The 23,257-nt window shown below is 67.3% G+C and carries 21 protein-coding genes and 1 riboswitch; of the genes, 8 read left to right on the plus strand and 13 right to left on the minus strand.

Annotation, left to right across the window (positions count from 1 at the left end; all coding sequences use genetic code 11):
- Nucleotides 1-67: 67 nt before the first annotated feature.
- A complete protein-coding gene (locus ACQY68_RS15850) occupies nucleotides 68-196 on the plus strand; it encodes a hypothetical protein (RefSeq protein WP_428150667.1) in 129 nt (42 codons plus the stop codon).
- Here the strand turns inward: ACQY68_RS15850 and ACQY68_RS15855 are convergent.
- The 5 genes from ACQY68_RS15855 to ACQY68_RS15875 all read right to left on the minus strand — a co-directional run bounded on the left by ACQY68_RS15855 (nucleotide 193) and on the right by ACQY68_RS15875 (nucleotide 6,332).
- On the minus strand, nucleotides 193-1,041 hold the full coding sequence (locus tag ACQY68_RS15855) for a ribokinase (protein ID WP_428150669.1): 849 nt from the start codon (nucleotides 1,039-1,041) through the stop codon (nucleotides 193-195). The genes ACQY68_RS15850 and ACQY68_RS15855 overlap by 4 nt on opposite strands.
- The gene (locus tag ACQY68_RS15860; RefSeq protein WP_428150670.1) at nucleotides 1,038-1,976 is read right to left on the minus strand and encodes a nucleoside hydrolase; all 939 of its coding nucleotides are present in this window, start codon (nucleotides 1,974-1,976) and stop codon (nucleotides 1,038-1,040) included. The genes ACQY68_RS15855 and ACQY68_RS15860 overlap by 4 nt, the downstream gene beginning before the upstream one ends.
- A gap of 108 nt (nucleotides 1,977-2,084) precedes the next feature.
- Nucleotides 2,085-4,523 carry an alkaline phosphatase PhoX gene (locus ACQY68_RS15865; RefSeq protein ID WP_428150672.1) on the minus strand — a complete coding sequence of 813 codons (2,439 nt, stop codon included), beginning with the start codon at nucleotides 4,521-4,523 and terminating at the stop codon, nucleotides 2,085-2,087.
- A 145-nt stretch (nucleotides 4,524-4,668) separates the two neighbouring features.
- Entirely contained in the window at nucleotides 4,669-5,334 is a 666-nt protein-coding gene (locus tag ACQY68_RS15870) for an aspartate/glutamate racemase family protein (RefSeq protein WP_428150673.1), read from the minus strand.
- Nucleotides 5,331-6,332, minus strand: coding sequence for a D-cysteine desulfhydrase (locus ACQY68_RS15875; RefSeq protein ID WP_428150674.1), 1,002 nt, complete (start codon nucleotides 6,330-6,332; stop codon nucleotides 5,331-5,333). Before ACQY68_RS15875 ends, ACQY68_RS15870 begins: the two co-directional genes overlap by 4 nt.
- A 59-nt stretch (nucleotides 6,333-6,391) precedes the next feature.
- Nucleotides 6,392-6,500, plus strand: a riboswitch (TPP riboswitch).
- A 141-nt stretch (nucleotides 6,501-6,641) separates the two neighbouring features.
- On the opposite strand from ACQY68_RS15875, the gene thiC reads away from it, so the two are divergent.
- From thiC to ACQY68_RS15895, 4 genes are all read left to right on the plus strand, one after another.
- On the plus strand, nucleotides 6,642-8,468 hold the full coding sequence (gene thiC / locus ACQY68_RS15880; protein ID WP_428152690.1) for a phosphomethylpyrimidine synthase ThiC: 1,827 nt from the start codon (nucleotides 6,642-6,644) through the stop codon (nucleotides 8,466-8,468).
- A 117-nt stretch (nucleotides 8,469-8,585) separates the two neighbouring features.
- A complete protein-coding gene (locus tag ACQY68_RS15885; RefSeq protein ID WP_428150676.1) occupies nucleotides 8,586-10,307 on the plus strand; it encodes a leucine-rich repeat domain-containing protein in 1,722 nt (573 codons plus the stop codon).
- Nucleotides 10,308-10,349: 42 nt separating this feature from the next.
- Nucleotides 10,350-10,859 carry an AAA family ATPase gene (locus tag ACQY68_RS15890; protein ID WP_428150677.1) on the plus strand — a complete coding sequence of 170 codons (510 nt, stop codon included), beginning with the start codon at nucleotides 10,350-10,352 and terminating at the stop codon, nucleotides 10,857-10,859.
- Nucleotides 10,856-11,050: a hypothetical protein gene (locus ACQY68_RS15895; protein WP_428150679.1), complete on the plus strand. Its 195-nt coding sequence runs from the start codon at nucleotides 10,856-10,858 to the stop codon at nucleotides 11,048-11,050. Before ACQY68_RS15890 ends, ACQY68_RS15895 begins: the two co-directional genes overlap by 4 nt.
- A gap of 2 nt (nucleotides 11,051-11,052) precedes the next feature.
- Here the strand turns inward: ACQY68_RS15895 and ACQY68_RS15900 are convergent, their stop codons facing one another.
- Both ACQY68_RS15900 and ACQY68_RS15905 read right to left on the minus strand, forming a co-directional pair.
- A complete protein-coding gene (locus ACQY68_RS15900) occupies nucleotides 11,053-11,643 on the minus strand; it encodes a hypothetical protein (protein ID WP_428150680.1) in 591 nt (196 codons plus the stop codon).
- Nucleotides 11,644-11,741: 98 nt separating this feature from the next.
- Nucleotides 11,742-12,839: a lipid A deacylase LpxR family protein gene (locus ACQY68_RS15905; RefSeq protein WP_428150682.1), complete on the minus strand. Its 1,098-nt coding sequence runs from the start codon at nucleotides 12,837-12,839 to the stop codon at nucleotides 11,742-11,744.
- A gap of 223 nt (nucleotides 12,840-13,062) precedes the next feature.
- Here ACQY68_RS15905 and ACQY68_RS15910 point away from each other — a divergent pair, with 223 nt between their 5' ends.
- Both ACQY68_RS15910 and ACQY68_RS15915 read left to right on the plus strand, forming a co-directional pair.
- Nucleotides 13,063-13,623: a hypothetical protein gene (locus ACQY68_RS15910; protein ID WP_428150683.1), complete on the plus strand. Its 561-nt coding sequence runs from the start codon at nucleotides 13,063-13,065 to the stop codon at nucleotides 13,621-13,623.
- Between the two features lie 68 nt (nucleotides 13,624-13,691).
- On the plus strand, nucleotides 13,692-14,366 hold the full coding sequence (locus ACQY68_RS15915; protein WP_428150684.1) for a bifunctional 4-hydroxy-2-oxoglutarate aldolase/2-dehydro-3-deoxy-phosphogluconate aldolase: 675 nt from the start codon (nucleotides 13,692-13,694) through the stop codon (nucleotides 14,364-14,366).
- A gap of 160 nt (nucleotides 14,367-14,526) precedes the next feature.
- On the opposite strand, the gene ACQY68_RS15920 is transcribed toward ACQY68_RS15915, so the two are convergent.
- The gene (locus tag ACQY68_RS15920; protein ID WP_428150685.1) at nucleotides 14,527-15,123 is read right to left on the minus strand and encodes an OmpA family protein; all 597 of its coding nucleotides are present in this window, start codon (nucleotides 15,121-15,123) and stop codon (nucleotides 14,527-14,529) included.
- Between the two features lie 300 nt (nucleotides 15,124-15,423).
- On the opposite strand from ACQY68_RS15920, the gene ACQY68_RS15925 reads away from it, so the two are divergent.
- Entirely contained in the window at nucleotides 15,424-16,212 is a 789-nt protein-coding gene (locus ACQY68_RS15925; RefSeq protein WP_428150687.1) for a hypothetical protein, read from the plus strand.
- On the opposite strand, the gene ACQY68_RS15930 is transcribed toward ACQY68_RS15925, so the two are convergent.
- The 5 genes from ACQY68_RS15930 to ACQY68_RS15950 all read right to left on the minus strand — a co-directional run bounded on the left by ACQY68_RS15930 (nucleotide 16,196) and on the right by ACQY68_RS15950 (nucleotide 23,229).
- Nucleotides 16,196-17,488, minus strand: a complete 1,293-nt coding sequence (locus ACQY68_RS15930) for an MFS transporter (protein ID WP_428150688.1) — start codon at nucleotides 17,486-17,488, stop codon at nucleotides 16,196-16,198. The genes ACQY68_RS15925 and ACQY68_RS15930 overlap by 17 nt on opposite strands.
- A gap of 25 nt (nucleotides 17,489-17,513) precedes the next feature.
- A complete protein-coding gene (locus ACQY68_RS15935) occupies nucleotides 17,514-17,807 on the minus strand; it encodes a hypothetical protein (RefSeq protein WP_428150689.1) in 294 nt (97 codons plus the stop codon).
- 431 nt (nucleotides 17,808-18,238) lie between these two features.
- Entirely contained in the window at nucleotides 18,239-20,443 is a 2,205-nt protein-coding gene (gene katG, locus ACQY68_RS15940) for a catalase/peroxidase HPI (protein WP_428152692.1), read from the minus strand.
- A 176-nt stretch (nucleotides 20,444-20,619) separates the two neighbouring features.
- A complete protein-coding gene (locus ACQY68_RS15945) occupies nucleotides 20,620-22,464 on the minus strand; it encodes an LVIVD repeat-containing protein (protein ID WP_428150691.1) in 1,845 nt (614 codons plus the stop codon).
- A gap of 36 nt (nucleotides 22,465-22,500) precedes the next feature.
- A complete protein-coding gene (locus ACQY68_RS15950; protein WP_428150692.1) occupies nucleotides 22,501-23,229 on the minus strand; it encodes a DUF305 domain-containing protein in 729 nt (242 codons plus the stop codon).
- Nucleotides 23,230-23,257 lie beyond the last annotated feature (28 nt).

The raw sequence follows: 23,257 nt of genomic DNA on the forward strand, positions 1-23,257 counted from the left end.
GACACAGGAACCATCACCGGGCCCGGCTCTTCCCGCATCGTCAGTTTGCGTAAAGAGTTCGGGTCGCGTGGTCGTCAAACAGTTCAAGGGCCGCGGTCGACGCGCCGTATCCACCGTCAAGCCCCGGCCCGGCGGCTGGCTGTTCCGCCTCTACATGGCCTGGTTCTTCAACGGCATTGGCAAGCGCAAGCCCTAGGCCCGGCCCAATAGAGCCTCGACCTCGTCCCGCGTCGGCAACGACGGCTGGGCCCCCGCCCGGGTCGCCGCCAGCGCGCCGGCGGCGCAGGCGAAATCGAGCGCATTCTTCGGCTCCATCCCGTCCAGAATGGCGACCACGATCGCGCCCACGAAGGCGTCGCCCGCCCCCGTCGCATCGATGGCTGTGACCGACGGCGGCGTGGCCCAGGCCACCTTGACGCCCCGGTGATACATCTCGGCCCCGCGCGCGCCTTGCGTTAACACCACCCGGCCCCCGCCGCGATGCAGCAGGTCGCCGTAGAAGGCCGCCTCGATCTCGTTGACGACGATCAGATCGCACCGCCTCAGCAGCGCCTCCGACACCGGCTGGGCGGGCGCCAGGTTGGCGCAGACGAACCCGACCGCCCGGCCCACCGCCGCCTCCACCGTCTCGATCGGAAGCTCAAGCTGCACGATCAGCGGGCTCTCGATCCGCACGGGCAGCTGTTCCGGCGTCACCATATGGTTCGCCCCCGCCGCCACGACGATCTGGTTTTCGCCTGACGGATCGACCGCGATCAGGGCCACCCCCGTCGGCGCGGCGATGTCCTCCTCGACCCCCGACAGATCGACGCCGAAGCTTTCCATCAGGGCCAGCGCCTCCTGCGCCATGGCGTCGTCGCCGACCCGCCCGATCAGATTGACCTCGGCCCCCAGCTTCTCGGCCGCCAGCGCCTGGTTGGCGCCCTTGCCGCCGGGGTGCCGCGCCAGGGTCGCCCCCGTCACCGTCTCCCCCGCCGCCGGCAGGGACGGCGCAGAGGCGACCAGATCCAGATTGATCGATCCGACCACGGTGATGTTCATCGGGCAGCGCCCCTCAGCCGTTCGGTGATCAGGTCGAACACCCCCTGTCCGTCCGCCTCGACCGCCCACAGGTGACGCGCGCTCGCCGGATCGACCCGGAACTCCACAGCCGTATGGCCGCGCGTCAGATCGCTGTCGGCCTCCACCTCGATCCGGCAGGGCTTCAGCCGGAACAGCCCGGGCTTCAACAGCCACGCCACCGTGCACGGATCATGCAGGGGCGCGCCCCAGTCCGGCGTGGGCCAGCCGACGATCTCCCGCTCGATTCTCTGCGAGAAGCGCAACATCGAGGCCGCTATCGCGGCCGACGCGTTGCCGACCGCCTCCAGGGCCGCGATCCGGTCCTCGGTCCCCCGCACCTGATGCGTGGCGTCCAGTCCGAACACCACCATTTCGCAGCCGCTGGCGAAGACCTCGGCCGCCGCGTCCGGATCGGCCCAGATGTTAAACTCGGCGGAAGGCGTGATATTGCCCCCTTCCGACCGCGCCCCGCCCATGACCACCACGGGCCCCAGTCGTTCGGCCAGACGGGGTTCGGCTCTCAGCGCCAGCGCCAGATTGGTCATCGGCCCCATGACGGCCAGCGCCACCGACGTCGGTTCGGCCTCCATCACGATCCGCACGATCGCCTCGACCGCTGAACCCTCCGCCGCCGGAGCATCCGGCTCGACCGCTTCAAGATCGCCGAGCCCCTCGGCTCCGTGGAACTCGCCCGCCCCGGCGGGCTCGCGCTTCAAAGGCCGCGCCGCGCCCGCATGGACCGGCACATCGTCCCGCCCCGCCACATGCCGGATGATCCGCGCGTTCCGCGTCGTCTTCTCGACCGGGACGTTTCCGCCGACCGTCGTGACGGCCTTGAGGTCCAGCTCCGGAGAGGCGAAGGCCAGCAGCAACCCGACGGCGTCGTCCACGCCCGGGTCGCAGTCGATGATCAAACTCTGTCTTTTCACCCGCCCTGAATGCGACCGCTCGCGCCCCGCCGCAAACGAAAAAGGGCGCGCCCTCTCCAGCGCGCCCTCCGGTTCGGATAGCGGAGGCGGGTCTTACAGACCGACCACGCCGCCGTCGTCCTTGGTGATCACGATCGTCGCCGAGCGCGGGCGCGAACCCGTGCCGCCGGTCTGGCTGGCGGGCCAGAACGAGGACGGCGTCGTCGCCGAGCCGTTCTCGCCCGGGTGCTGGATGTTGACGAAGATGGTCTTGCCGTCCGGCGTCGAGTCGATGCCGGTCAGCTCGCATTCCTTCGGACCCACCAGGAAGCGACGCAGCTGCATGCCCGGCGCCTTGCCGACGAAGGTCGACTGGGTCCGGGTCGCGCCGGTCGCGTCCGTGTTGGTGATGGTGCGGGCGCCGCCGTCGCCGACGTTGCCCGGCTGGGCGACCAGCATCATGCAGTTGGTCACGTCGGTGTAGGCGCCGTCGTCCGTCTGGATCCACAGCAGCGGATTGACCAGACCCGAGGCGTTCTGCGACCGGCCGAACCACAGGCCGTCGGGCGACGAGAAGTCGTTCGTCGCATCCAGGCCCGACAGGTTGATGTTGGTCGCATTCAGGTCCGCGCCGGCGCCGAAGGCGTAGATGTCCCACCGGAACGTCGTCGCCTCGGGATTGTCGCCCGTCTCGCGCAGACGGATGATGTGGCCGTTGGGGTTGCCGAACTGGTTCGCCGAACCCTTCGGGTCGTTGTAGTGGCGCGGGTTGGCGGCGTCCGTGGCGGTCAGGGGACGGCTCGCGGCGTTGGTGTTGGTCAGGGTCAGATAGACCTCGCCGGTCGCCGGGTTGACCGCCGCCCATTCGGGACGGTCCATCTTGGTCGCGCCGACGGCGTCGGCGGCCAGGCGGGCGTTGATCAGGACGTCGGCCTGGCTGGCGAAGGCATAGGCCGGGTTGGCGGCCGTGACCGCGCCCTGGCCGAACACCAGCGGCAGCCACACGCCGTTCCCCGTCGCGTCATAGCGGGCGACGTAGAGGGTGCCGTTGTCCAGATACTTGTCGCCGACCGACAGGCGGTCGGCGTTCTGGGCGTCGGCGGCGACCCACGGCGTGGCCGAGACGAACTTGTAGAAGTACTCGCCCCGCGAATCGTCGCCCATGTAGAAGACCGGACGGCGGCCGGCGACGAAGTTCGACGGCCAGGCGCCTTCGTGACCCATCCGGCCCAGGGCCGTGCGCTTCCTCGGCGTCGAGGCGGCGTCATAGGGGTCGATCTCGACCACCCAGCCGTACTGGTTGGGCTCGTTGCGGAAGTCGGTCGTGGCGTCGGAGCCCATGACCGACGCGTTCCACTTGGCAAAGACGGTCGAACCCGGCACCGTCGGAACCACCGAGGCCCAGTTGTTCGCGCCCGATGCGCCCTGCGACACCCCATAGCGGTTCAGGGCGACGACTTCCCGGGCCGTGCGCGCCGCATTGTCCGTGGACGAACGACGGAAGTATCCAGCCCAGTTCTCTTCGCAGGTCAGGTAGCTGCCCCAGGGCGTGTAGCCGTTGGCGCAGTTGTTGACCGTGCCGCGACCCGCGACGCCCGTCGGCGAGAAGGCGGTGCGCAACTGTGCGTCGCCGCGCGCCGGACCCCGGATGTCCATCGGGGTGTTCGGCGTGATGCGGCGGTTGAAGGTCGAGTTCTGGACGTAGTTCCAGCCCGACGTCCCCTTAAGGACCTCGATCACGGCCACGCCGTGGGCCTCGATCTCCTTGATCGCCTCGGCCTCCGGACGGATGCCGCCGACCGAGGTGGGGCCGTTCGGGTGCAGATAGGCGGCCGTGATGTTCTCGTGGTTCATGGCCAGCAGACCGCGCGCCGAGCCGTTGTCGTCCCGCAGACCGGTCGTCGCGCCCAGGCCGAAGAAGGACATGCCGTCGTGGTGGTCGCCGGCCCGGGCGCCGAAGTTCGTGTCCGTGCCGTTGTTGGCATAGGCCGGCGTGGCGGCGTTGATCGGGTCGCCCAGACGGTACAGCACCGAGACCGAATAGCCGGCCGGCACGGTCACGACGTCCAGCAGGTTCTTGGCCACGGCGTTGAAGCCGAGCGCGGCCGGGCTGACCGTCACGGTCGTCTGGGCGATCGAGACGACGCTGTTGGCGCCGGAAGAGTTGAAGGCGAACACCAGCGCGGTGGCGGCGGCCACGCTCGGCGCCGTGAAGGTGGCCGTCGTGGAGTTGGCGTTCGTCAGAACGACGGTCGGACCCGACACCTGTGTCCACAGCACGCCTGTCGCGCCCGTCGAAGACCCGGTCAGGGTGACGGTCTTGCCCGAGGTCGTCGCGCCGGAGGCGCCGGCCGACACCGTGGAGTCCGTCGTCGGGGTGTCGCCGATATCGCAGCCGGCCAGGCCGAACAGGGCGGCGACCGAGGCCATGCCGCCCATGACGCCGCGGCGCGACTGGCGCTCTTCCAGGATCGAACCGAAGGTCGGGTTGGACGAGGTGTTCAGCTCGATGTCGCCGTCGTCGTGGCGGCCGGTCAGGTGGATCTCGGACATGGTGGTGCTCCCCAAATGTGATGGAGCGCAGCGGTAGCGACCGTGGTTGTGAAGTTCGTGTCCGAAATATTGCGGTTTTATATTGCGAACAAGTCGCACAATACAGAGCGACTACAGCTGATCCGCGACCGGATCATGTAAATGATCAGTCGAGACAGACCCCGACACAGGCCTGGGCCAGAACCTCTGCTGAATCCACAAGCGGAACAGACACATCGGCCGGGTCGAGCAACAGGGGAACCTCCGTACACCCCGCAATCACCGCATCGGCGCCGGCGACGTTCAGCGCCTCGGCCAGCCGCGCCATCGCCGCACGATTGTCCACACCGACGTCGCCCCGCTTCACGCCATAGACGCAGGCCATGAAGGCGGCGCGGTCCTCGCCCTGCAGAACCACCGGCTTCACCCCGGCCGCCGTCAGGGCCGCGACATACAGCGCCTCCCCGCCCGGCGTCGCCAGGATGCCGATGGACCGCGCGTCATAGCCCCTCGCCGCCGCCACCGTCGCCGCGATCATGTCGATGAAGGGCAGGCCCGCCGCCACGATGCCCGGCTTCTGGGCATGGGCCGTGTTGCACGGCATGGCCAGAACCTCGGCCCCCGCCGCCTTCAGCCGCATCGCCATCGCGCCCAACTCGGCTTCCGCCTCGCCCGGCCGCGTGTTCCGGTCCGGCACCTGCGGATTCAGATCCATGACGACCCGGATGTGATCCGCATCCCCCTGCGCCGGCGTCAGCGCCTGCACCCGCGCCAGAAACGCCACCGTCGCGGCGGGTCCCATCCCGCCGAGCACGCCCAGAACCTTGCTCATCCGAACATCGGTTCCAGCTCGCCCTGATAGCCGAACAGCCCCTGCGCTCCGCCGGTGTGCAGGAACACGACCCGCTCGCCTTCGAACTTCCCGGCCTTGGACAGGGCGATCAGCCCCTTCATCGCCTTGGCCGAATAGACCGGGTCCAGCACGATCCCGTCGGTCCGCGCCGCCAGCATCAGGGCATCGGCCACCCCCTGGTCGATCAGGCCGTAGCCCTCGCCGACATAGTCGCAGTCGGCCACCACCATGTCGTCCGTCACCCGGTCCGAATACCCGAGCAGGGCTGCCGTCTCCTTCGCCAGCTTGAGGACATTGGCCTCCTGCTTCTCCTTGGGCGCCCGCACCCCGATGCCCAGCACCGGAATGTCGGCCCCCAGCACGGCCAGACCGGCGACGAGACCGGCATGCGTCCCCGCGCTGCCCGTCGCCGTCACGATCCGGTCGACGGCCAGGTCCAGTTCGTCGGCCTGGATCACGATCTCGCGCGCGCAGTCGACATAGCCCAGCGCCCCGATCGGGTTCGAACCGCCGCCGGGGATCACATAGGGCTTGCCGCCGCGCGCCCGGATCTCGGCCGCCGTCTTCTCCAGCTCGGCCGGCATGTCCGATCCTCCGGGCACGGAGCGAATGACCGCGCCGAACAGCCGGTCCATCAGCACATTGCCGTTGCGGGTGTAGTCGACGGCCTTCGACCCGGTCCGTTCCTCGAGGATGACCTCGCACTTCAGTCCCATGGTCGCCGCCGCCGCCGCCGTCTGGCGCACATGGTTCGACTGCACGGCTCCTTGCGTCACCAGCGTATCCGCATCCTGCTCGAAGGCGTCGCCCAGCAGGAATTCGAGCTTGCGCGTCTTGTTGCCCCCGCCGGCCAGCCCCGTGCAGTCGTCGCGCTTGATCCACAGGTCGATGCCCAAGGCCTGCGACAGGCCCGGCGCGGGCTCCAGCGGCGTCGGCAGATGGGCGAGGCGCACGCGGGGGAAACGGGCGAGATGCATGGGACGACCTTTCTGGTTCGCCCTCCCCTACCCCTGCGCGCGAAATGCGCCTAGTCTGAAGCTGTTCTCCCGGGGGCGGCATTCGAGCCGCTGAGATTGAGGTAGCCCTCTGACCGGCCGAACCTGATCCGGGTCATGCCGGCGAAGGGATGAGTACGCTTCCGGTCCACGCCACAGGACCACTCTCGCCCGACGTCGGCGCGACCCTCTGCAACCGTAGAGGCCGCCATGAACGTTCACGTCACCCCCGCCGAGCAACCCCACGAGCCCAACGTCGAGCTCGCGCTGAAAGACGCCCGTGACGAAGTCATGCGCGAGACCGGTACCATCCCCACCGGCGAACGCGCCGGCTCGAAGAAGGTCTATGTCGCCGGCGAGATCTACCCCGACATCCGCGTCCCCTTCCGCGAGGTCGCCGTCCACCCGAGCGCCAACGAGCCGCCGGTCACCATCTACGACAGCTCCGGCCCCTACACCGACCCGACGGTCACCATCGACATCAAGCGCGGCCTGCCCCTGGTCAAATCCAGCTGGCAGCTCGACCGAGGCGACATCGCCCCCGTCCTCAACCCCCGCGAAGTGAAGCCCGAGGACAACGGCCACGCGTCGGGCCGCCACCTCGCCCCCCGCTTCGACGTCTCCAACCACAAGGTCTTCAAGGGCGTCGAGGGCCGCCCCGTCACCCAGTACGAATACGCGAAGGCCGGGATCATCACGCCCGAGATGGAATACGTCGCCATCCGCGAGAACCTGCGCCGCGAACAGAACAGCCCCTGCATCCGCGACGGCGAGGACTTCGGCGCCGCCATCCCCGACTTCGTCACGCCCGAGTTCGTGCGTCAGGAGATCGCTCGCGGCCGCGCCATCATCCCGCACAACATCAACCACCCCGAGGTCGAGCCGATGATCATCGGCCGCAACTTCCTGGTGAAGATCAACGCCAACATCGGCAACTCGGCCGTCCTGTCCTCCGTCGATGACGAGGTCGACAAGCTGGTCTGGGCCACGCGCTGGGGCGCCGACAACGTCATGGACCTGTCGACGGGCCGCAACATCCACAACATCCGCGACTGGATCATCCGCAACTCCAGCGTCCCCATCGGCACCGTCCCCATCTACCAGGCGCTGGAGAAGGTGAACGGCGTCGCCGAGGACCTGACGTGGGAGGTCTATCGCGACACCCTGATCGAACAGGCCGAACAGGGCGTCGACTATTTCACCATCCACGCGGGCGTCCGCCTGCCCTTCATCCCCATGACGGCGAAACGTGTCACCGGCATCGTCTCGCGCGGCGGCTCTATCATGGCCAAATGGTGCCTGAGCCATCACCGCGAGAGCTTCCTGTACGAGCATTTCGAGGAGATCTGCGACATCATGCGTGCCTACGACGTGTCGTTCAGCCTCGGCGACGGCCTGCGCCCCGGCTCGATCGCCGACGCCAATGACGAGGCCCAGTTCGCCGAACTCCGCACCCTGGGCGAACTGACCAAGATCGCCTGGGCCAAGGGCTGCCAGGTCATGATCGAGGGCCCCGGCCACGTGCCGATGCACAAGATCAAGGCCAACATGGATGAGCAGCTGAAGCACTGCCACGAGGCGCCCTTCTATACGCTCGGGCCGCTGACCACCGACATCGCGCCGGGCTACGACCACATCACCTCGGCCATCGGCGCGGCCATGATCGGCTGGTTCGGCACGGCCATGCTCTGCTACGTCACGCCGAAGGAGCATCTGGGCCTGCCCGACCGTCAGGACGTCAAGGACGGCGTCATCACCTACAAGATCGCCGCCCATGCCGCCGACCTGGCCAAGGGCCACCCCGCCGCCCGCCTGCACGACGACGCCCTGTCCCGCGCCCGGTTCGAGTTCCGCTGGGAGGACCAGTTCAACCTCGGCCTCGACCCCGAGACGGCCCGCAAATACCACGACGAGACCCTGCCCAAGGAGGCCCACAAGACCGCCCACTTCTGCTCCATGTGCGGCCCGAAATTCTGCTCCATGAAGATCAGCCAGGACATCCGCAGGGATGCGGCGGCGCAGAACGACGCGGGCGGCTCGCTGGAGGCGGAGGCCGGCATGGCGCAGATGTCGGCGAAGTTCCGGGCGGGGGGAGGCGTGGTGGAGGTGAAGGTGTGAGGCAGTACCGACACGCGAACGCTCGATATGCTCCGTGAAAGTGTGCTCTTGTGGGTCGTTGGCCACGCGAACCTGTCGGACCTGTGACCGCCGCCGAATTTTGGGGGAGACCCACTGATGAAACGAGAAGTCCCGGCACCAGAGGAACAGCGCATTGCGTTAGTTGAGGCTAAGCGTCGCATCAAGATCGCAGCTCAGGCAGGAGCAAATGAGATCGGTTTCCAAGACCTAGTAGACCTCTCAGAGATACCGGCCTCGATAAGAACGATGAAAGAACTCACTTCCGTAAGTTTTGAGGACACTTGCGTTTCTGATTTAACTCCATTGGCTGAACTTGAAAACCTCAACAGTATCGACGTAGACAACACATTCGTCATTGACCTGACGCCAATTGCCGGTTTGAAATCTCTATATTCGTTGTATTTCTCTGATACCCTTGTCAGCGACATCTCTCCTTTGTCTGACCTCAAAAACCTGATGAACATTCATATGCGGTCCACCTCGGTTTCCGATTTAGCTCCGCTATCAGACTTGCCACGCTTGCGGGCAGTATACGCAGATGGCACGAGAATAACCGACCTTTCTCCGCTGTCCAAAAGCAAAACTCTCCAGTCTCTGGATATCTCAAATACTGCCATATTAGATCTGTCCCCACTGCGCTCGATAATTACGCTTAACGATCTTAATATAAGCAGGACGAATATTTGGGACCTGAGCCCCCTTACATCTTTAAAGAGCTTATTTAACCCCTTCAGTGCGCGCGGCCTAGCCTTTTCAAGCTGCAAAAAATTGCCGGACGATATTCGAGCTCTTTCGTCCAGGCGAAATCCCGGAAGGTCCATTGAAGTAGGACGGATCCTTAACGTCGAATCATTTGATGAACCCGACATTGATGAAGAAGCGATAGAGAATACGATACTGGTCCAGCGACCTGCGCCTTACAGCTTCGTATGGACCGAGGAGAAACTTGAAGCGCTTCCTCATCATCAAGATCCGTTTGATGAGAATCTTGCCCAAGATATACTTGATTTGGTTGTTGAGAAAATCAATTTGGCGATAGCTAGTTTGTCTGGGAACCAGTTTGACAGCAGATTAGCAGGCGCATTTAGCGCCACCTTAGAAGAGCTTAATCGATCCGCTAGTGATGTCCGTGATGGCATATTGCTCATGAGGATGAGAACTATCCAAGCAGTATCCAGCGCCTATTTCAGTACGGATGCGGATTATCCTGAGGATATCAGGGCCCTGGTTATGGACGCGACCATAAGTCTAGAAGATCTTCTCGCTATATATCCCGGAGCCAGGACGATAGATGCAAATCGACAGGCTCTTAATTTTCAAGCAGAGGGCACCCAGCTCAGATCTTACGTTGAGAACGCAAACCGCATTATCGAGATTGCTGAAGCTTCTGAGGTTGTCGATGATTCTGCCGTTGAAGCTTTGAGAGATGGATCAAATGAGATCGCTCTCCTGAGCAACATTATCGACACAACGTCCAGCGAGGCAACTCGTGCCAGTGCAATAGAACGCCGCGCCACGCTAGCGAGCCTTCAGCTTCTCGGGCTCCGAAACTTCGTCGTAGCACCGCTCCGTAGGGTCGTTGATGAATTAGGGCCCGTCGCATTGGACAGTTGGAAGCAAGCCAAGATTGCCGTGCCGCTGGGCGTGGGCGACGGTGTCAGGTCAGTTGTCTCAACATCGATTAAGGCGGGGGTGGCGCTTTTGGCCACTATGCTGGCTGGGCCGGTAGCAGGGATCGCGGTTTTGGCTGCTAGCTTCGTTCCATTGGCTAAGGCGACAGCAAAGGTCGCTGAAGCGACCGATGAGGCCAGCGACTAACCTTCTGCTGATCAAGGGCTACGCTGCGTTCGGAAAGTATTAATGCCCACCCTCGTCCTCCTTGCCGGGCCTAACGGGGCCGGGAAGACCACCTTCATCAACGGCTTCCTGCGCGAGCGCGCGGAGGCGTTCCAGTTCGTCAATCCGGACGAGGTGGCGCGCGGCTTGACCGGCGCGGGAGCCGCGCGCGATCTGGCGGCCGGGCGTCGGGTGCTGGAGCGTCTGGACGAACTGGTCGCGGCGCGCGCGGACTTCGTGCTGGAGACGACCCTGGCCAGCCGCTCGCACGCCGTGCGCATCCGCGACTGGAAGGCCGCCGGATACCGGTTCGAATTGGTCTATCTGCGTCTGCCCAGCGCGGAACACTCCATCGCCCGTGTCGCGAACCGTGTCGCGGAGGGCGGTCACGGCATTCCTTTAGACACGCTGCGCCGGCGCTTCGTCGTCAGCGGCGAGTATCTGGAGACGACCTACAAGCCGCTCGCGGACGACTGGAAGATCTACGCCAGTGGCGGCGACAGGCTCGAACTGCTAGATTGGGGACCGCGATGAACAAGTCGATCTTCGATCACGAGACCATCCTCAAGGCCAGTCGCCGCGCGGCGGATATGGCGAAGAACGGCACGCGCGAGGAAAAGTCCGGCAAGTTCCTGCCGCCGCCCGGCTGGAAGGGTCGTTTGATCACCGGCGCCCCCGGCGAGCTCGACGACCTGAAACCGAAGACGCCCGGCAAGGCCGCCTAGCCTCACCCCGCCAACCGCCCCGGCACCACCTCCCAGCCGTAGTAGATCAGCCCCGCCGCCAGCAGGGTGATGTTGACCCACCGCCGGCGCACCACGATCAGCAGGCCGTAGCCGAGGCAGAAGTCCCACGGCGACCCCGCCAGGACGCCCCGGACCGTGATCGGCCCCCAGTCCGGGTGAGCGCCGCTGGCCCACTCCACCGTCGACCCGACCCAGAACAGCAGCAGCCCGATGATCAGCGCTCCGAACGTCAGGGCGCGGGTGCGGTCGTAGTGTGCGTACAGATCGACCGGCCCCTCCTCCGGGATCGGATCGGGCAGGACGAAGGTCGCGGCCATGACGGGCAGCATCAGCTTGCCGATGTGGAACAGCAGCCGGCCGACGGTCGTCTCCGTCTCGTCCCGCTGCGACCACTGGAACAGCCACACCGACACGATGACCAGGACGACGATCCCGGCCAGCAACAGCGGCTCGGGCGCCCACCGCACCCGCCGCCCGGCCATGGCCAGCTTCGAGACCGTCGACGCCATATGCGCCAGCGCCAGCCCCAGGATCACGGCCGACAGGCCGAAGGTGAACTCGAACAACGACATGCGGGGCCCCTCGCGTGCGAACCAGTCTACGGACGCAGCCCTCGCGAACAAGGGTCACCGACCAGGCTTGCAGCCTCATCCCGCCTCGGTCGCGCCGCTTACCACAGCGCCTCCAGCCCGTTCCGCACGAAGGTGATGCTCCATGCCCCGAACCGGCTCGGCCCGCGCTGGCCGGCGAACTCGTGGCCGCGTTCGACATAGGTGTAGCTGATCCTCGGACCGGCGAGGTAGCGCCCCCATCCGACATAGAGGTTCGGCGTCCGCCAGGCGGCGCCCCAGGTGTATTCGGGTACCCAGGTCTCGCGATCGACCGAGGCGCTGTCGGAGAAGGTGTTGCCGTCCAGGAAGATGTCGCGTCCCACCGCCCGGCCATAGACGCCGGCGAAGACATAGAGGCTGGTGCGATCGCCGCGCCCGGTGAAGAACTCGGTCCCGGCCGCCCCGGGCCTCAGCCGCGGCGGGCCATAGTCCTCGCGCAGATTGTAGCCGAGCCGGATCATGGTTCCCGCGCCGCCGGAGATCTCCACATTGCCGAAGGCCGCCGTCGCGATGGCGAAGGCGTCGGCGCCCCAGCGGTCCGTACCTGCGAGGACGTACCGGCGGCGCCATTCGCCGTGCAGATTGACGCCGAACTCGTTGTTCAGCTCGCTGGCCCAGCCGTTGACCGGCGGCGCGCCGATCCGCCGATGGAACCAGTTCTGCAACGGCCCGGCATGGGCATCGGGTCCCACGACCCCGAGCTGCAGCTCGAGGCCGCCGATCTCGTTCTCCTTGTAGGCGAAGGCCGAACTGCTGAGGTACAGCCATCCGGCGTAGGGCCGGTCGAGCGGATCGGGCACGACCGCGCTCTTCTCTTCCGGCGTGTACATGTGCTGGCCCACCCCCATCGTCGCACGCAGGTTCCAGTCGTCGTCGAGGCGCGAGCCCCAGTCGTCCGGGATCAATCCGAAGACCAGCCGCCCCACCGGGCCGTCGCCGTCGGGTCCCAGCAGACCCGTGAGCCTCATGCCCTGGGTGTAGTAGCGGTCCGTATCGTCACCGGGGACCCAGGTGTCGTTCTCTACGGTCAAGGCGACGCCGCCGCCGTTGTCCGCTTTCGGCCGGAACGGGTCCTGCGCCGCCGCGCCGGTCGCCATCCCGATCACGCCCAGGGTCGCGATCAGCGCACCCGTCCGCCGTCTCTTGAAACGCTTCATGGCCCCCGCCTTCTGTTCAACCGGAAGAAGAACATTTCAACGTTCTCTCATCAAGGATGAACCTCCTGACCGGTGGGCGGCGCCAGGTCCCTTCACCCATACCCATCAACACATCGTCCGAATCCGCCAACGAATTCAAAGCTCGGCTCTATTTAGAGCCATTCTGTCCAGCACCCCTCGAAACGCCCTCACACTGTTCCCCCTTCAACCGGGAGCGAAAACCATGACCGAGCACGAACACCTCCAACCCCTGCGCGCGGCGCCGGCCGATGTGTGGGACGCGGTTCGGGACGACTATCTGGCGGGGCTGTCGGGGCCGGACTGCTGCCGGCGGCACGGGGTGACGCTGGCGGCCTTGCGGGCGCGGGCGTCGCGGCATGGGTGGCGGCGGGCGGATCAGCCGTGGCGACCGACGCACCAGCTGGATCCCTGGGACGAGGGGATGGAGCTCGAGGATAGGATCGGCGGCGACATGAACATGATCGACTTCGGCGACCTGCCCCATGTCGCCTCGTCGCGGATGGCAAGAGCGATCCTGCGCGGCGATGCGGTCGGGGCCCTGCGCTGGCACCGGGTGCATCAACTGGTTCAGGAGGATGACGAGGAGCTGCGCCGCTGGATAGAGACGGAGGACCTTCGTCAGCGCCGTGCGGAGTGGGAGGCGGAACGCGACGCCCGTCACGCGGCCGAAGACGAAGCCGAGGCCCTGGCTCAGGAGGCGCGCGACTCTGTCGACTCTGTCGAGTCTATTCTGGAGTCGCGCCCGGAGGACGACGACCTCTGAAACCCGAAGTGGCTTGACGCCGGCCCCACCGATCCGCGATCCCCAAGCCAGACCCCGGAGCCAGACCCATGCCGATCGACCGCGTATCCGTGCTGAAAGCCCTCGAAGCCCAGGGCGTCTGTCCGGTCTTCTACAATCCGGACCCCGAGGTCGCGATGAACGTGATCCGGGCCTGCGCACGCGGCGGGGCGCCGGTGATCGAGTTCACCAACCGGGGCGACTTCGCCGTCGACCTGTTCGCCGAGATCGCGAAGGAGCTGGGCCGGACCGATCCCGACATCGTCCTGGGCATCGGCTCGGTGCTCGATGCCGGGACGGCGGCCATGTACCTGAACCGCGCGGCGCGGTTCGTGGTCTCGCCGGCCCTGGTCCCCGAGGTGGCGACGGTCTGTAACCGCCGCATGGTGGCCTATTTCCCGGGCTGCGGGTCGGTGCGCGACATCACCGAGGCCCATGCGCTCGGCTGCGACATCATCAAACTGTTCCCGGGCGCCTCGGTCGGCGGGCCGGACTTCGTCAAGGCGGTCATGGGGCCCATGCCCTGGACGAAGATCATGCCGACCGGCGGCGTCGACCCCGACGCCGCCTCCATCGCGAAATGGTTCGGCGCCGGGATCGTGGCGGCCGGCATGGGCTCCAAACTCGTCACCGACGCGGCGGTGAAGGCGGGCGACTGGGCCGGGATCGAGACCTCGGTCCGGGGCGCCGTCGCTGCAGTGGCGGCGTTCCGGGCGGGTCGATAACCTTCTCCCTCCCCTCCGGGGGAGGGTGGCCGAGCGCAGCGAGGTCGGGTGGGGGCGACAAGGCGAAACGACACAGGTCCGTGGCCACGTCGCCTTGCCCTCCCCACCCCGCCAATGCTTCGCATCGCCGACCCTCCCCCACACGGGGAGGGAGAGACAGTTAGCTCAGGACGACGATGGCCACGCGACGGTTCTGGGCGCGGCCTTCGGGGGTGGCGTTGTCGGCGACGGGCGCCTCTTCGCCGTAGCTGATGGTGGCCATGCGGTTCAGGGCGATGCCCTGACGGCTCAGCGAGCGACGCACGGCCTCGGCGCGGGCGGCGCCCAGCTGGTCGTTGTAGGCCTCGGGGCCAGCGCTGTCGGTATGGCCCTGGATCTCCAGGTAGACGTTGACGTTCTCGGCCTTCAGCCGGTTCGCCAGCTCGGTCAGACGGGCCTCGGCCTCGGGCGACAGGGCGTCGCGGTCGGACGGGAATTTCACGGAGTCATCCGACAGGACGACCTCGTACATGAACTTGCCCTCGGCCAGCTGCTGGGCCGCGGTGGCGCGCTGCAGGGCGTCGTTGGCGGTGCCCTCGACGGTCCCCAGGCGGGCGTCGGTGGCGTCCACGCGCTGGTCCACGACGGCGACGTTGTCGCGCACGAAATTGCGGGTGGCGCAGCCCGAGGCGAGCAGGCCGAGCGACAGGACGACGCCGGTCAGAAGGACGGGGCGCAGGTTGGCGCGGGGGAAGGCGAGGGTCTGGGACTGGATCAAGGCGATCTCCTGAGGGGCCGGTGCGCCACTTCCGAACGTCGCGCCGGGCGATGTGGACGAGGCGGGAAGGCCTTGGCATGGCCGGCATGGGGCATGATTCCGGCAGCTTGACCGTATCGTCCGTGTCCGGAGCCGACCGGCCGGCCGCCACGATCCTGACGCGGGCAGGTGGTCTCTGGGGGTCTGTCCGGCGCCTGTGCGTCGCCTCCGCAGGCCTGTTTCTTGCCTCCAAGCGCCGAAAGCCAAACGCGAAATCCGGCCTCGCCAACCGCTGCAACGCGACGGCGCCGACGGGCCTGGTTGCCGGGTGCGGCGGTCAGCGCGGCGCTCCATATAGGCCTTCTGCTGGCCTTCCTGACGGTCGCCCCCAAGCCGACGATTTTTTCCGTCGCGCCCCCGCCGGAGCCGGTCATCGTCTCCCTGACCCCGCCTCCGCCGCCCCTTCCGGTCGCAGAACCCGACCCGCCGCCGGGCGCCGCCGAGCCCTCACAGGCCGCCGATCCGCCCGCCCCCGCGACTCTCGCCCCCACGCCGCCGAGACCCCGTCCGCCCGCCGCGCCGCGCGTGCCTCGCCCTGCCCCGCCCGAGGTCGAGCCCCTGCCCGTCGCCGCCGCCCCGCCCGGTCCGGCCCCCGCGCCTCCCCCCGCCGGCCTGACCCAGGCCCAGCTCGCGGGCGCGGCCACCGCCGGTTCGGGCTCCGGCGCGGACGGAACCGGAGCGCCGGGCGGCGGGGGCGGCACGGGAATCGGCGCCGGTCGCTGCGACATGATCCGGCGGGTCCAGACCGCGCTCCGCGACAACCCCGGCGTGGTTGCCGCCGCCGCCCGCGCCCACCGATCCCTGCCCGCCTCCCAGCGCGCCCTGCTGGTCTGGAACGGCGACTGGGTCATGAACCCGGGCGAGGAAGGCCGCGGCCTCGCCGGCCTGCGTCAGGCCATCGCGGTCGCCATCGCCTTCGCGCCCCGCGAGTGCCGGACCCAGTCGATGCGCGGCCTCGTCCTCCTGACTTTGGCCGATGGCGCAGACGCGCCCCGCGTGGCCCTGGGTCAGGGATCGTGGCGCTGGTCCGACCTCACCGGGGCGGGCTGACCCTTCGCGGCGCGGTCTCGGGCGCCTGCAGGAACACCGGCAGCACCACCAGGGCCACCACGGCGATCATCGCGCCCGGAACCCAGTTCGCTCCGGTGACCTCGATCAGCCACTGCGCCAGCCACGGCGTGAACCCGCCGAACACCGCCGTCGCCGCCGTCGCCCCGAGCGCAAGCCCGGTCAGCCGTCCTTCGCCCGGAAACTGTTCCGCCGTCGCCACCGCCCCGACCGCGCTGACACCGCCCGCGACGCAGGCCAGCACCACCGCGCCCAGCAAGGCTCCAGTCTGTCCCCCGACCGCCATCAGGGAGAACATGGCGGCGGGCATGGCGGCGGCGCAGAGGGCGAGGATGATCAGCACCGGCTTGCGCCCCCAGCGGTCCGACAGCAGGCCCGTCAGGGGCGTGATCAGGATCACCACCACAGCCGCGATAGTCGCCAGCCACAGCGACACGGTCTCGCCCAGTCCTCCGGTCGAGGTCAGGAAGACCGGCACATAGGTGATGCCGACATAATAGGTGATCGACCCCAGGGCCGAGATGGCGAAGGCCCGTGCGATCCCCTTACGGTGATGCCTGAGCGTATGCAGCAAGGGGCTGACCGGCACCGTCCCGGCCGCCTTCTGGCGCTCGAAGTCGGGCGATTCCTGCATCGTCGACCGCGCCAGCCAGACGCTGCCGGCCAGCACCGCCCCGACCACGAACGGAATGCGCCAGCCCCAGGCGTCGAGGTCGGCCGGGCTCAACAGATGCGCGGTCACCGCGCACACCCCGACCGCCAGCAGGGCCCCGATCTCGCTCGCCGCCGAGGCCGAGGACGCGATCAGCCCGCGCCGGTGGCGCGGCGCGCCTTCGAGCAGATAGGCGACGACCCCGGTGTATTCCCCGCCGACCGAGAACCCCATGACGCAGCGGACCAGCAGCAGGGCCACCCCCGCCGCCGGGCCGATCAGGCCATAGGTGGGCAGCAGGGCCGTCACGATCATCGCCGCCGTCATCAGCGCCACCGACAGCAGCATCGTGTGCCGGCGCCCGAACCGGTCGCCGATATGGCCGAACACCACAGCCCCGACCGGCCGCATCAGATAGGCCACGGCGAACCCGCCGAGCGTGATCAGCAGCGACGTCTCCCCGCCGCCGAAGAAGACGCGAGACAGGACGGTGGCCAGATAGAGATAGAGGGTGAAATCATACCACTCGACCACGGTCGAGAAGGCCGCGATGGCCATCGACCGCCTGGTCATCGGCTGGTGGTCGAGATGGTCCGTGTCCGTCATCGATGGGCCCTCGAGCCATTCCTGTTCACAGCGCGCCACGACGCAGTTCAGCATCATGACTCACCGGATCGTACCTTGGGTATGAAGAGGTTCTGCGTCGAGCATCACCTTGTGATTCAACGGACTCATGCTCGTTATCGGTCGATCCCCGGCGAAAGCTGCCAGCCACCTCGATAGTGCTATCCGCTTGGGTCGGTTCACCACTCGAGAAGGCGGCGAGACCTACGGAAATGGCCGCGATAGCACTGACAATGATCGCCAATGCGATCAGGTCGTCAGATCCACCCATCTTCAGCCGGAATTTGCCTTGCAGTTCCACGACGTCGGTTCCTCAGCGTTGAAGCTGCGATCTTCCGACAGTCCGGAAACTCGCAACGCGCCATCGTGACCCTGCCCAAACGGGGGGAGGACGGACAACGCACGCCGAATCTGACCCCAGTCCTGGAGTGGTGGATAAGAGCGTGCACTCGATAAGCGCTCGCTGATCCGAACACGGCTTTCGCCAGTTAAGGGCACGAGCGCTGTTGTCAGACGCGCCCGCACAACAATCCATAGGTGGGTTTGCAACAATGCACCGCCTGTCAGCTGCACCACGCAGCTAACAGCGCAATATCCAACTCTCGGACCGGGGATGCTGATTCGTCGCCCGCTGGGAATGCACCCAGAGGCGGGCGCAACTGCTCGCTCCCTATCCAGAATTGAAACCGGGCGCGGCCGTGTCCAGCCGCGCCCGGTCGTCTCACGCCGACCTTAGACCAGGTCGAAGCGATCCGCGTTCATCACCTTGGTCCAGGCCGCAACGAAGTCCGTCACGAACTTCCCGGCGTTGTCGGACTGGCCATAGACCTCGGCCAGGGCCCGCAGCTGGGAGTTCGAACCGAACACCAGATCGACGCGGGTCGCCGTCCACTTCAGTTCGCCGGTCGCCCGGTCGCGGCCCTCGAACTGGACTTCGTCGTCGGAGGTCGCGGTCCAGGTCGTACCCATGTCGAGCAGGTTGACGAAGACGTCGTTGGTCAGCTGGCCCGGGCGTTTGGTGAAGACCCCGTGCTGGACGCCATCTGTGTTGGCGTTCAGCGCGCGCAGCCCGCCCCACAGCACCGTCATCTCGGGCGCCGTCAGGGTCAGCAGTTGCGCCCGGTCGATCATCATCTCCTCGGCCGTCAGGGTGAACTGGCCCCGCTGATAGTTGCGGAAGGCGTCGGCCTCGGGCTCCAGCACGGCAAAAGATTCGACGTCGGTCTGTTCCTGAGAGGCGTCGGCGCGACCGGGGACGAACGGGACCTCGACGTCATGACCGGCCGCCTGCGCCGCCTGCTGCACCCCGACCGAACCGGCCAGAACGATCAGATCGGCCAGCGACACGGTCTTGCCGCCTCCGTTGAAGTCGGACTGGATGCCTTCCAGCACGCCCAGCACCTTGTTCAGCTGCGCGGGCTGATTGACCGGCCACTGGCGCTGCGGCTCCAGCCGGATGCGCGCGCCGTTGGCGCCGCCGCGCTTGTCCGAGCCCCGGAAGGTCGAGGCCGAAGCCCAGGCCGTGGCCACAAGCTCGGTGATCGACAGCCCCGACGACAGGATCCTGTCCTTCAGGGCGCCGACGTCCGCCGCATCGATCAGCGCATGATCCACCGCCGGGATCGGGTCCTGCCACAGCAGTTCCTCCTGCGGCACGAGCGGGCCGAGATAGCGTTCCTTCGGCCCCATGTCGCGGTGGGTCAGCTTGAACCACGCCTTGTTGTAGGCCTCGGTCAGCAGTGCCGGGTTCGCATGGAACCGCTTCGAGATTTCCAGATAGGCCGGGTCGGTCCGCAGGGCGATGTCGGTCGTCGCCATCATGGGCGCATGACGCCGGGACGGGTCGTGCGCGTCGGGCACCAGATCGTCCGCGGCCCGGTCGACCGGACGCCACTGCTGGGCGCCGGCGGGGCTCTTCGTCAGCTCCCACTCGTGACCGAACAGGGTGTCGAAATAGCCGCTGTCCCACTTGATCGGATCAGGCGTCCAAGCCCCTTCCAGACCCGAGGTGATGGTGTGCACGCCCCGGCCGCTTTCCCAGGCGTTCTTCCAGCCCAGACCCTGTTCCAGGATTCCGGCTCCCTCGGGTTCGACCCCGACGTGCTCCGGATTGCCGGCGCCGTGCGCCTTGCCGAAGGTGTGACCCCCGGCGATCAGGGCGACGGTTTCCTCGTCGTTCATCGCCATCCGGGCGAAGGTCTCGCGGATGTCCTTGGCCGAGGCCATCGGATCCGGCACCGCGTTCGGGCCCTCGGGGTTCACGTAAATCAGCCCCATCTGCACGGCGGCCAGCGGCTTATCCAGCTCGCGCTCGCCCTGATATCGGTCGTCCGCAAGCCAGGTATCCTCGGCGCCCCAGTGGACGTCCTCGGCCGGCTCCCAAACGTCCTCGCGACCGAAGGCGAAGCCATAGAAGGGCAGGCCCATGTCCTCCATCCCGACCGTGGCGGCCAGGATCATCAGGTCGCCCCAGCTGACCTGGTTGCCGTATTTCTGCTTGATCGGCCACAGCAGGCGGCGCGCCTTGTCCAGGTTGCCGTTGTCGGGCCAGGAGTTCAGCGGTGCGAACCGCTGGGTGCCGGACCCCGATCCGCCTCGCCCGTCTCCGGTCCGGTAGGTCCCGGCCGAGTGCCACGCCATCCGCACGAAGAACGGCCCGTAGTGGCCGTAATCCGCCGGCCACCAGTCCTGCGAGTCCGTCTGCAGCGCCCGCAGGTCCGCCCGTAGCGCCTCGACATCCAGCTTGGCGTTCTCCTCGGCGTATCTGAACGTCGGCGCGAACGGGCTGACCATCGAGGAATGCTGGGCCAGGATCTTCAGGTTCAGCTGGTTCGGCCACCAGTCGCGGTTCGAGCGTCCGCCGAAGCTGGTGTGGAACCGCACCCCGTGCCGCAACGGGCACTTGGTGGTGGGCTCGACGAGGTCGTTTCCGTCCATGGGCATCGTTGTTCTCCGGTCAGGGTCCGATTTGGATGTCCAATGGGTAACAGAGCGAGGCAGCGAACTTAAGTCGATTAAACTGATGCAGAGGATCGACTGAAGTTATCATCGAGCGCAAGGAAAAGGGCGGCGGGATAACTCCCGCCGCCCGATTGTCCGAACCCTGACGATGTCTAGGCGGCCAGCCGCTGCAGCAGGGCCGACAGCGACGCCATCCGCGCCTTGGTCGCATCGGTCGCCCCGTCCGGAGCCGTCGCCAGAGCGGTCGCGAGGTCTCCGGCCGCCGCCTTGTCCGCCGAACCCGAACGCCAGCCCGCGATCACGGTGCGGACCCGCGCCTCGACGCCGTCCTCGATCGCGTCGGTGCGGGCCAGCTGATCGACGTAGGAGGCCGCCACGTCCGGGCTGTCGGCCCATTCGATCTTCGTCTGGGTCTGGGGATTGATCTCCCCGGCCATGATGGCCTCGGCCGCCGCGATCTCGGCCGCGGACAGCTGATCCGACGGAAGCAGTTTCAGCACGTCAAGCCCGCGCGCAATCTCGCTCGAGTAAATCCGCCCGTTGAACCAGTAGGCCGACCACGAACCGCCGACATACAGCCGCTCGGCGCTGATCGGGCCACGGTCGAAATAGGCGATCTCGACCGCGTGCGCCGGGTCGGTGAAGTCCATGATCGAGACGCCGCCCTGGTACCAGGACTGGACCATCAGGTCGCGGCCCGGGACCGGAATGATGTTGCCGTTGTGGGCCACGCAGTTCTCGGTCGCGCCCTGCGCCGTCGGCAGTTTGTGGAAGCTGCGGCCCGTCAGGGTGCGGTCGGCGATGGTGGCGATCATATTGGCGCCCCAGGTCGCGGGGTCGGTGGCCTGACAGCGCGCGCCGATGCCGCCGCCCCACTCGTCGGTGAAGACCACCTTGTCGCCGGCGTTGTTAAAGGTCGCCGAGTGCCAGTAGGCCATGTCCGGGTCGAAGATGTCCGAGGTCCGGCGCGGGTTCACCGGGTCGGTGATGTCCAGCAGGATGCCGTTGCCGCTGCAGGCGCCGCCGGCCAGGCCGATCTCCGGATAGACGGTGATGTCATGGCACTGGTTGGTCTGGGCCGTGTCCTGGGTCGCGATGCCCGACCGCCCCCCGCGCCACAGGCCCGCGACCCGGCCCGTCGTCGCATCGGCGAAGATGCGCGGCCGATTCACCAGCGCCGCATTCTCGGGATGATCCAGCGGCACCTTGATCACGTCGATCGAGAACAGGGCCGTCTCGGGGTTCGCGTCCGGCTGGCCGTCGGTGCAGATGTCCAGCTCGCCGGTCTTGCGCACGTCGGCCGTGCCCTCACCGTAGATGTACAGCACGTTCCGGTCCGACGGATCCGGCACCTGGGTGTGGGTGTGCGACCCGCGGCAGGTCTGGACCGCCGCGATCTGGCGCGGTGCGTTCAGGTCCGAGATGTCGAAGATGCGCACGCCGCGGAAGCGTTCGGCGCTGACCTCTTCCGCATTTCCGCCGCCGCTGCAGTCCACTCGCCCGCGGTTCTCCTCGACCGACATGAACAGCAGGTTCCCGTGCACCGACACGTCGCCCTGACCGCCCGGACAGACCACCGACATCACCAGCCGGGGCGCGTCGCCCGAGACGTCATAGGCGTTGAAGCCGTTGAAGTTGCCGACGAACAGCCGGCCGTTCGACATCGCCATGTCGGAGTTGGCCGTGCCCAGCACGCTGAAGCTCGGATCGCCCTCCGCCGAGGCCCGCAGCGCGGCCCGCTCCTCCGCGGTCTTCGGCGGCGAGAACAGGGTCTCCGAGGTCCCGAAGCCCGGCGCATGCGGTGTGTGGCTGACCAGCGACAGACCCATGGCCGCCTGTCCGGCGTCGTCGAAGCCGGCCGACAGGCTGGAGCGCGCGTCCGTTCCGATGACCTGGACCGACCCTCCCGCCGAGGATTGCTGCGCCACGGCGGCGGTCGCGCCCAGCAACACCCCCAGGGCGGCGACGGAGGAAAGCAGGGTGCGACGGACGGTCATGGCGGGCCTCGTTCGAAGGATTGAAATGCGACGGGTTCAGAGTTCGGCGGACAGGGACTGCATGCGCAGGATTTCGGTCGACTGATCGGCGACGACGGCGTTGGTAAAGTCGGACAACAGGGTGTCCTGGGCGGCGTCGGGCGTCGCCATCAGGGCGCCGACCATGTCGATCGCCCCCCGATGATGCTGGATCATTCCGGCCAGGAACAGCCGGTCGAAGTCGGGCCCGCTCGCCGCCGCCAGCGTCCGCATCTGGCGCGGCGTCAGCATCCCGGCCATCACCGGCGTGTCGTCGGGCCCCGCGCCCTGGTTCATGGCGCCGTGGCTCATGCCCGCATGGTTCATCATGCCGTGATCCATCCCGGCATGATCCATGCCCGGCATCTCCGCCGGCCGCCCGCGTTCCCGCAGCCACCCGCGCATCACGGCCATCTCGGCCGCCTGGCTCAGGGCGATGCGACGCCCCAGCAGTTTCACCCGCCGGTCCGCCCCGCGCGTCTCCAGCAGTTCGACCATCTCCACCGCCTGGGCGTGGTGCACGATCATATGCTGCATGAAGCCGACGTCCGCCTCGGTAAAGGTCGTGCGGCCCAGCGCCATCGCCTCCTCGGCGGTCACGATCCGCGACGGCTGTCCGGGCGCCCCGGGCTGGAAGATCGGCACGGACCCGGCGGGGGGAGTCTGGCCGGAGGGAGTCCGGGCGAGGGCCTGTCCGGCGATCAGGCCCGTCATCAGGGCCGCAACGATACCGAACTCCAGCCTCACGCCCGCTCACTCCCGCCGCCGCGCTTTT

This window comes from Brevundimonas sp., assembly GCF_965278935.1.
In the GTDB taxonomy this organism is placed as follows: domain Bacteria; phylum Pseudomonadota; class Alphaproteobacteria; order Caulobacterales; family Caulobacteraceae; genus Brevundimonas.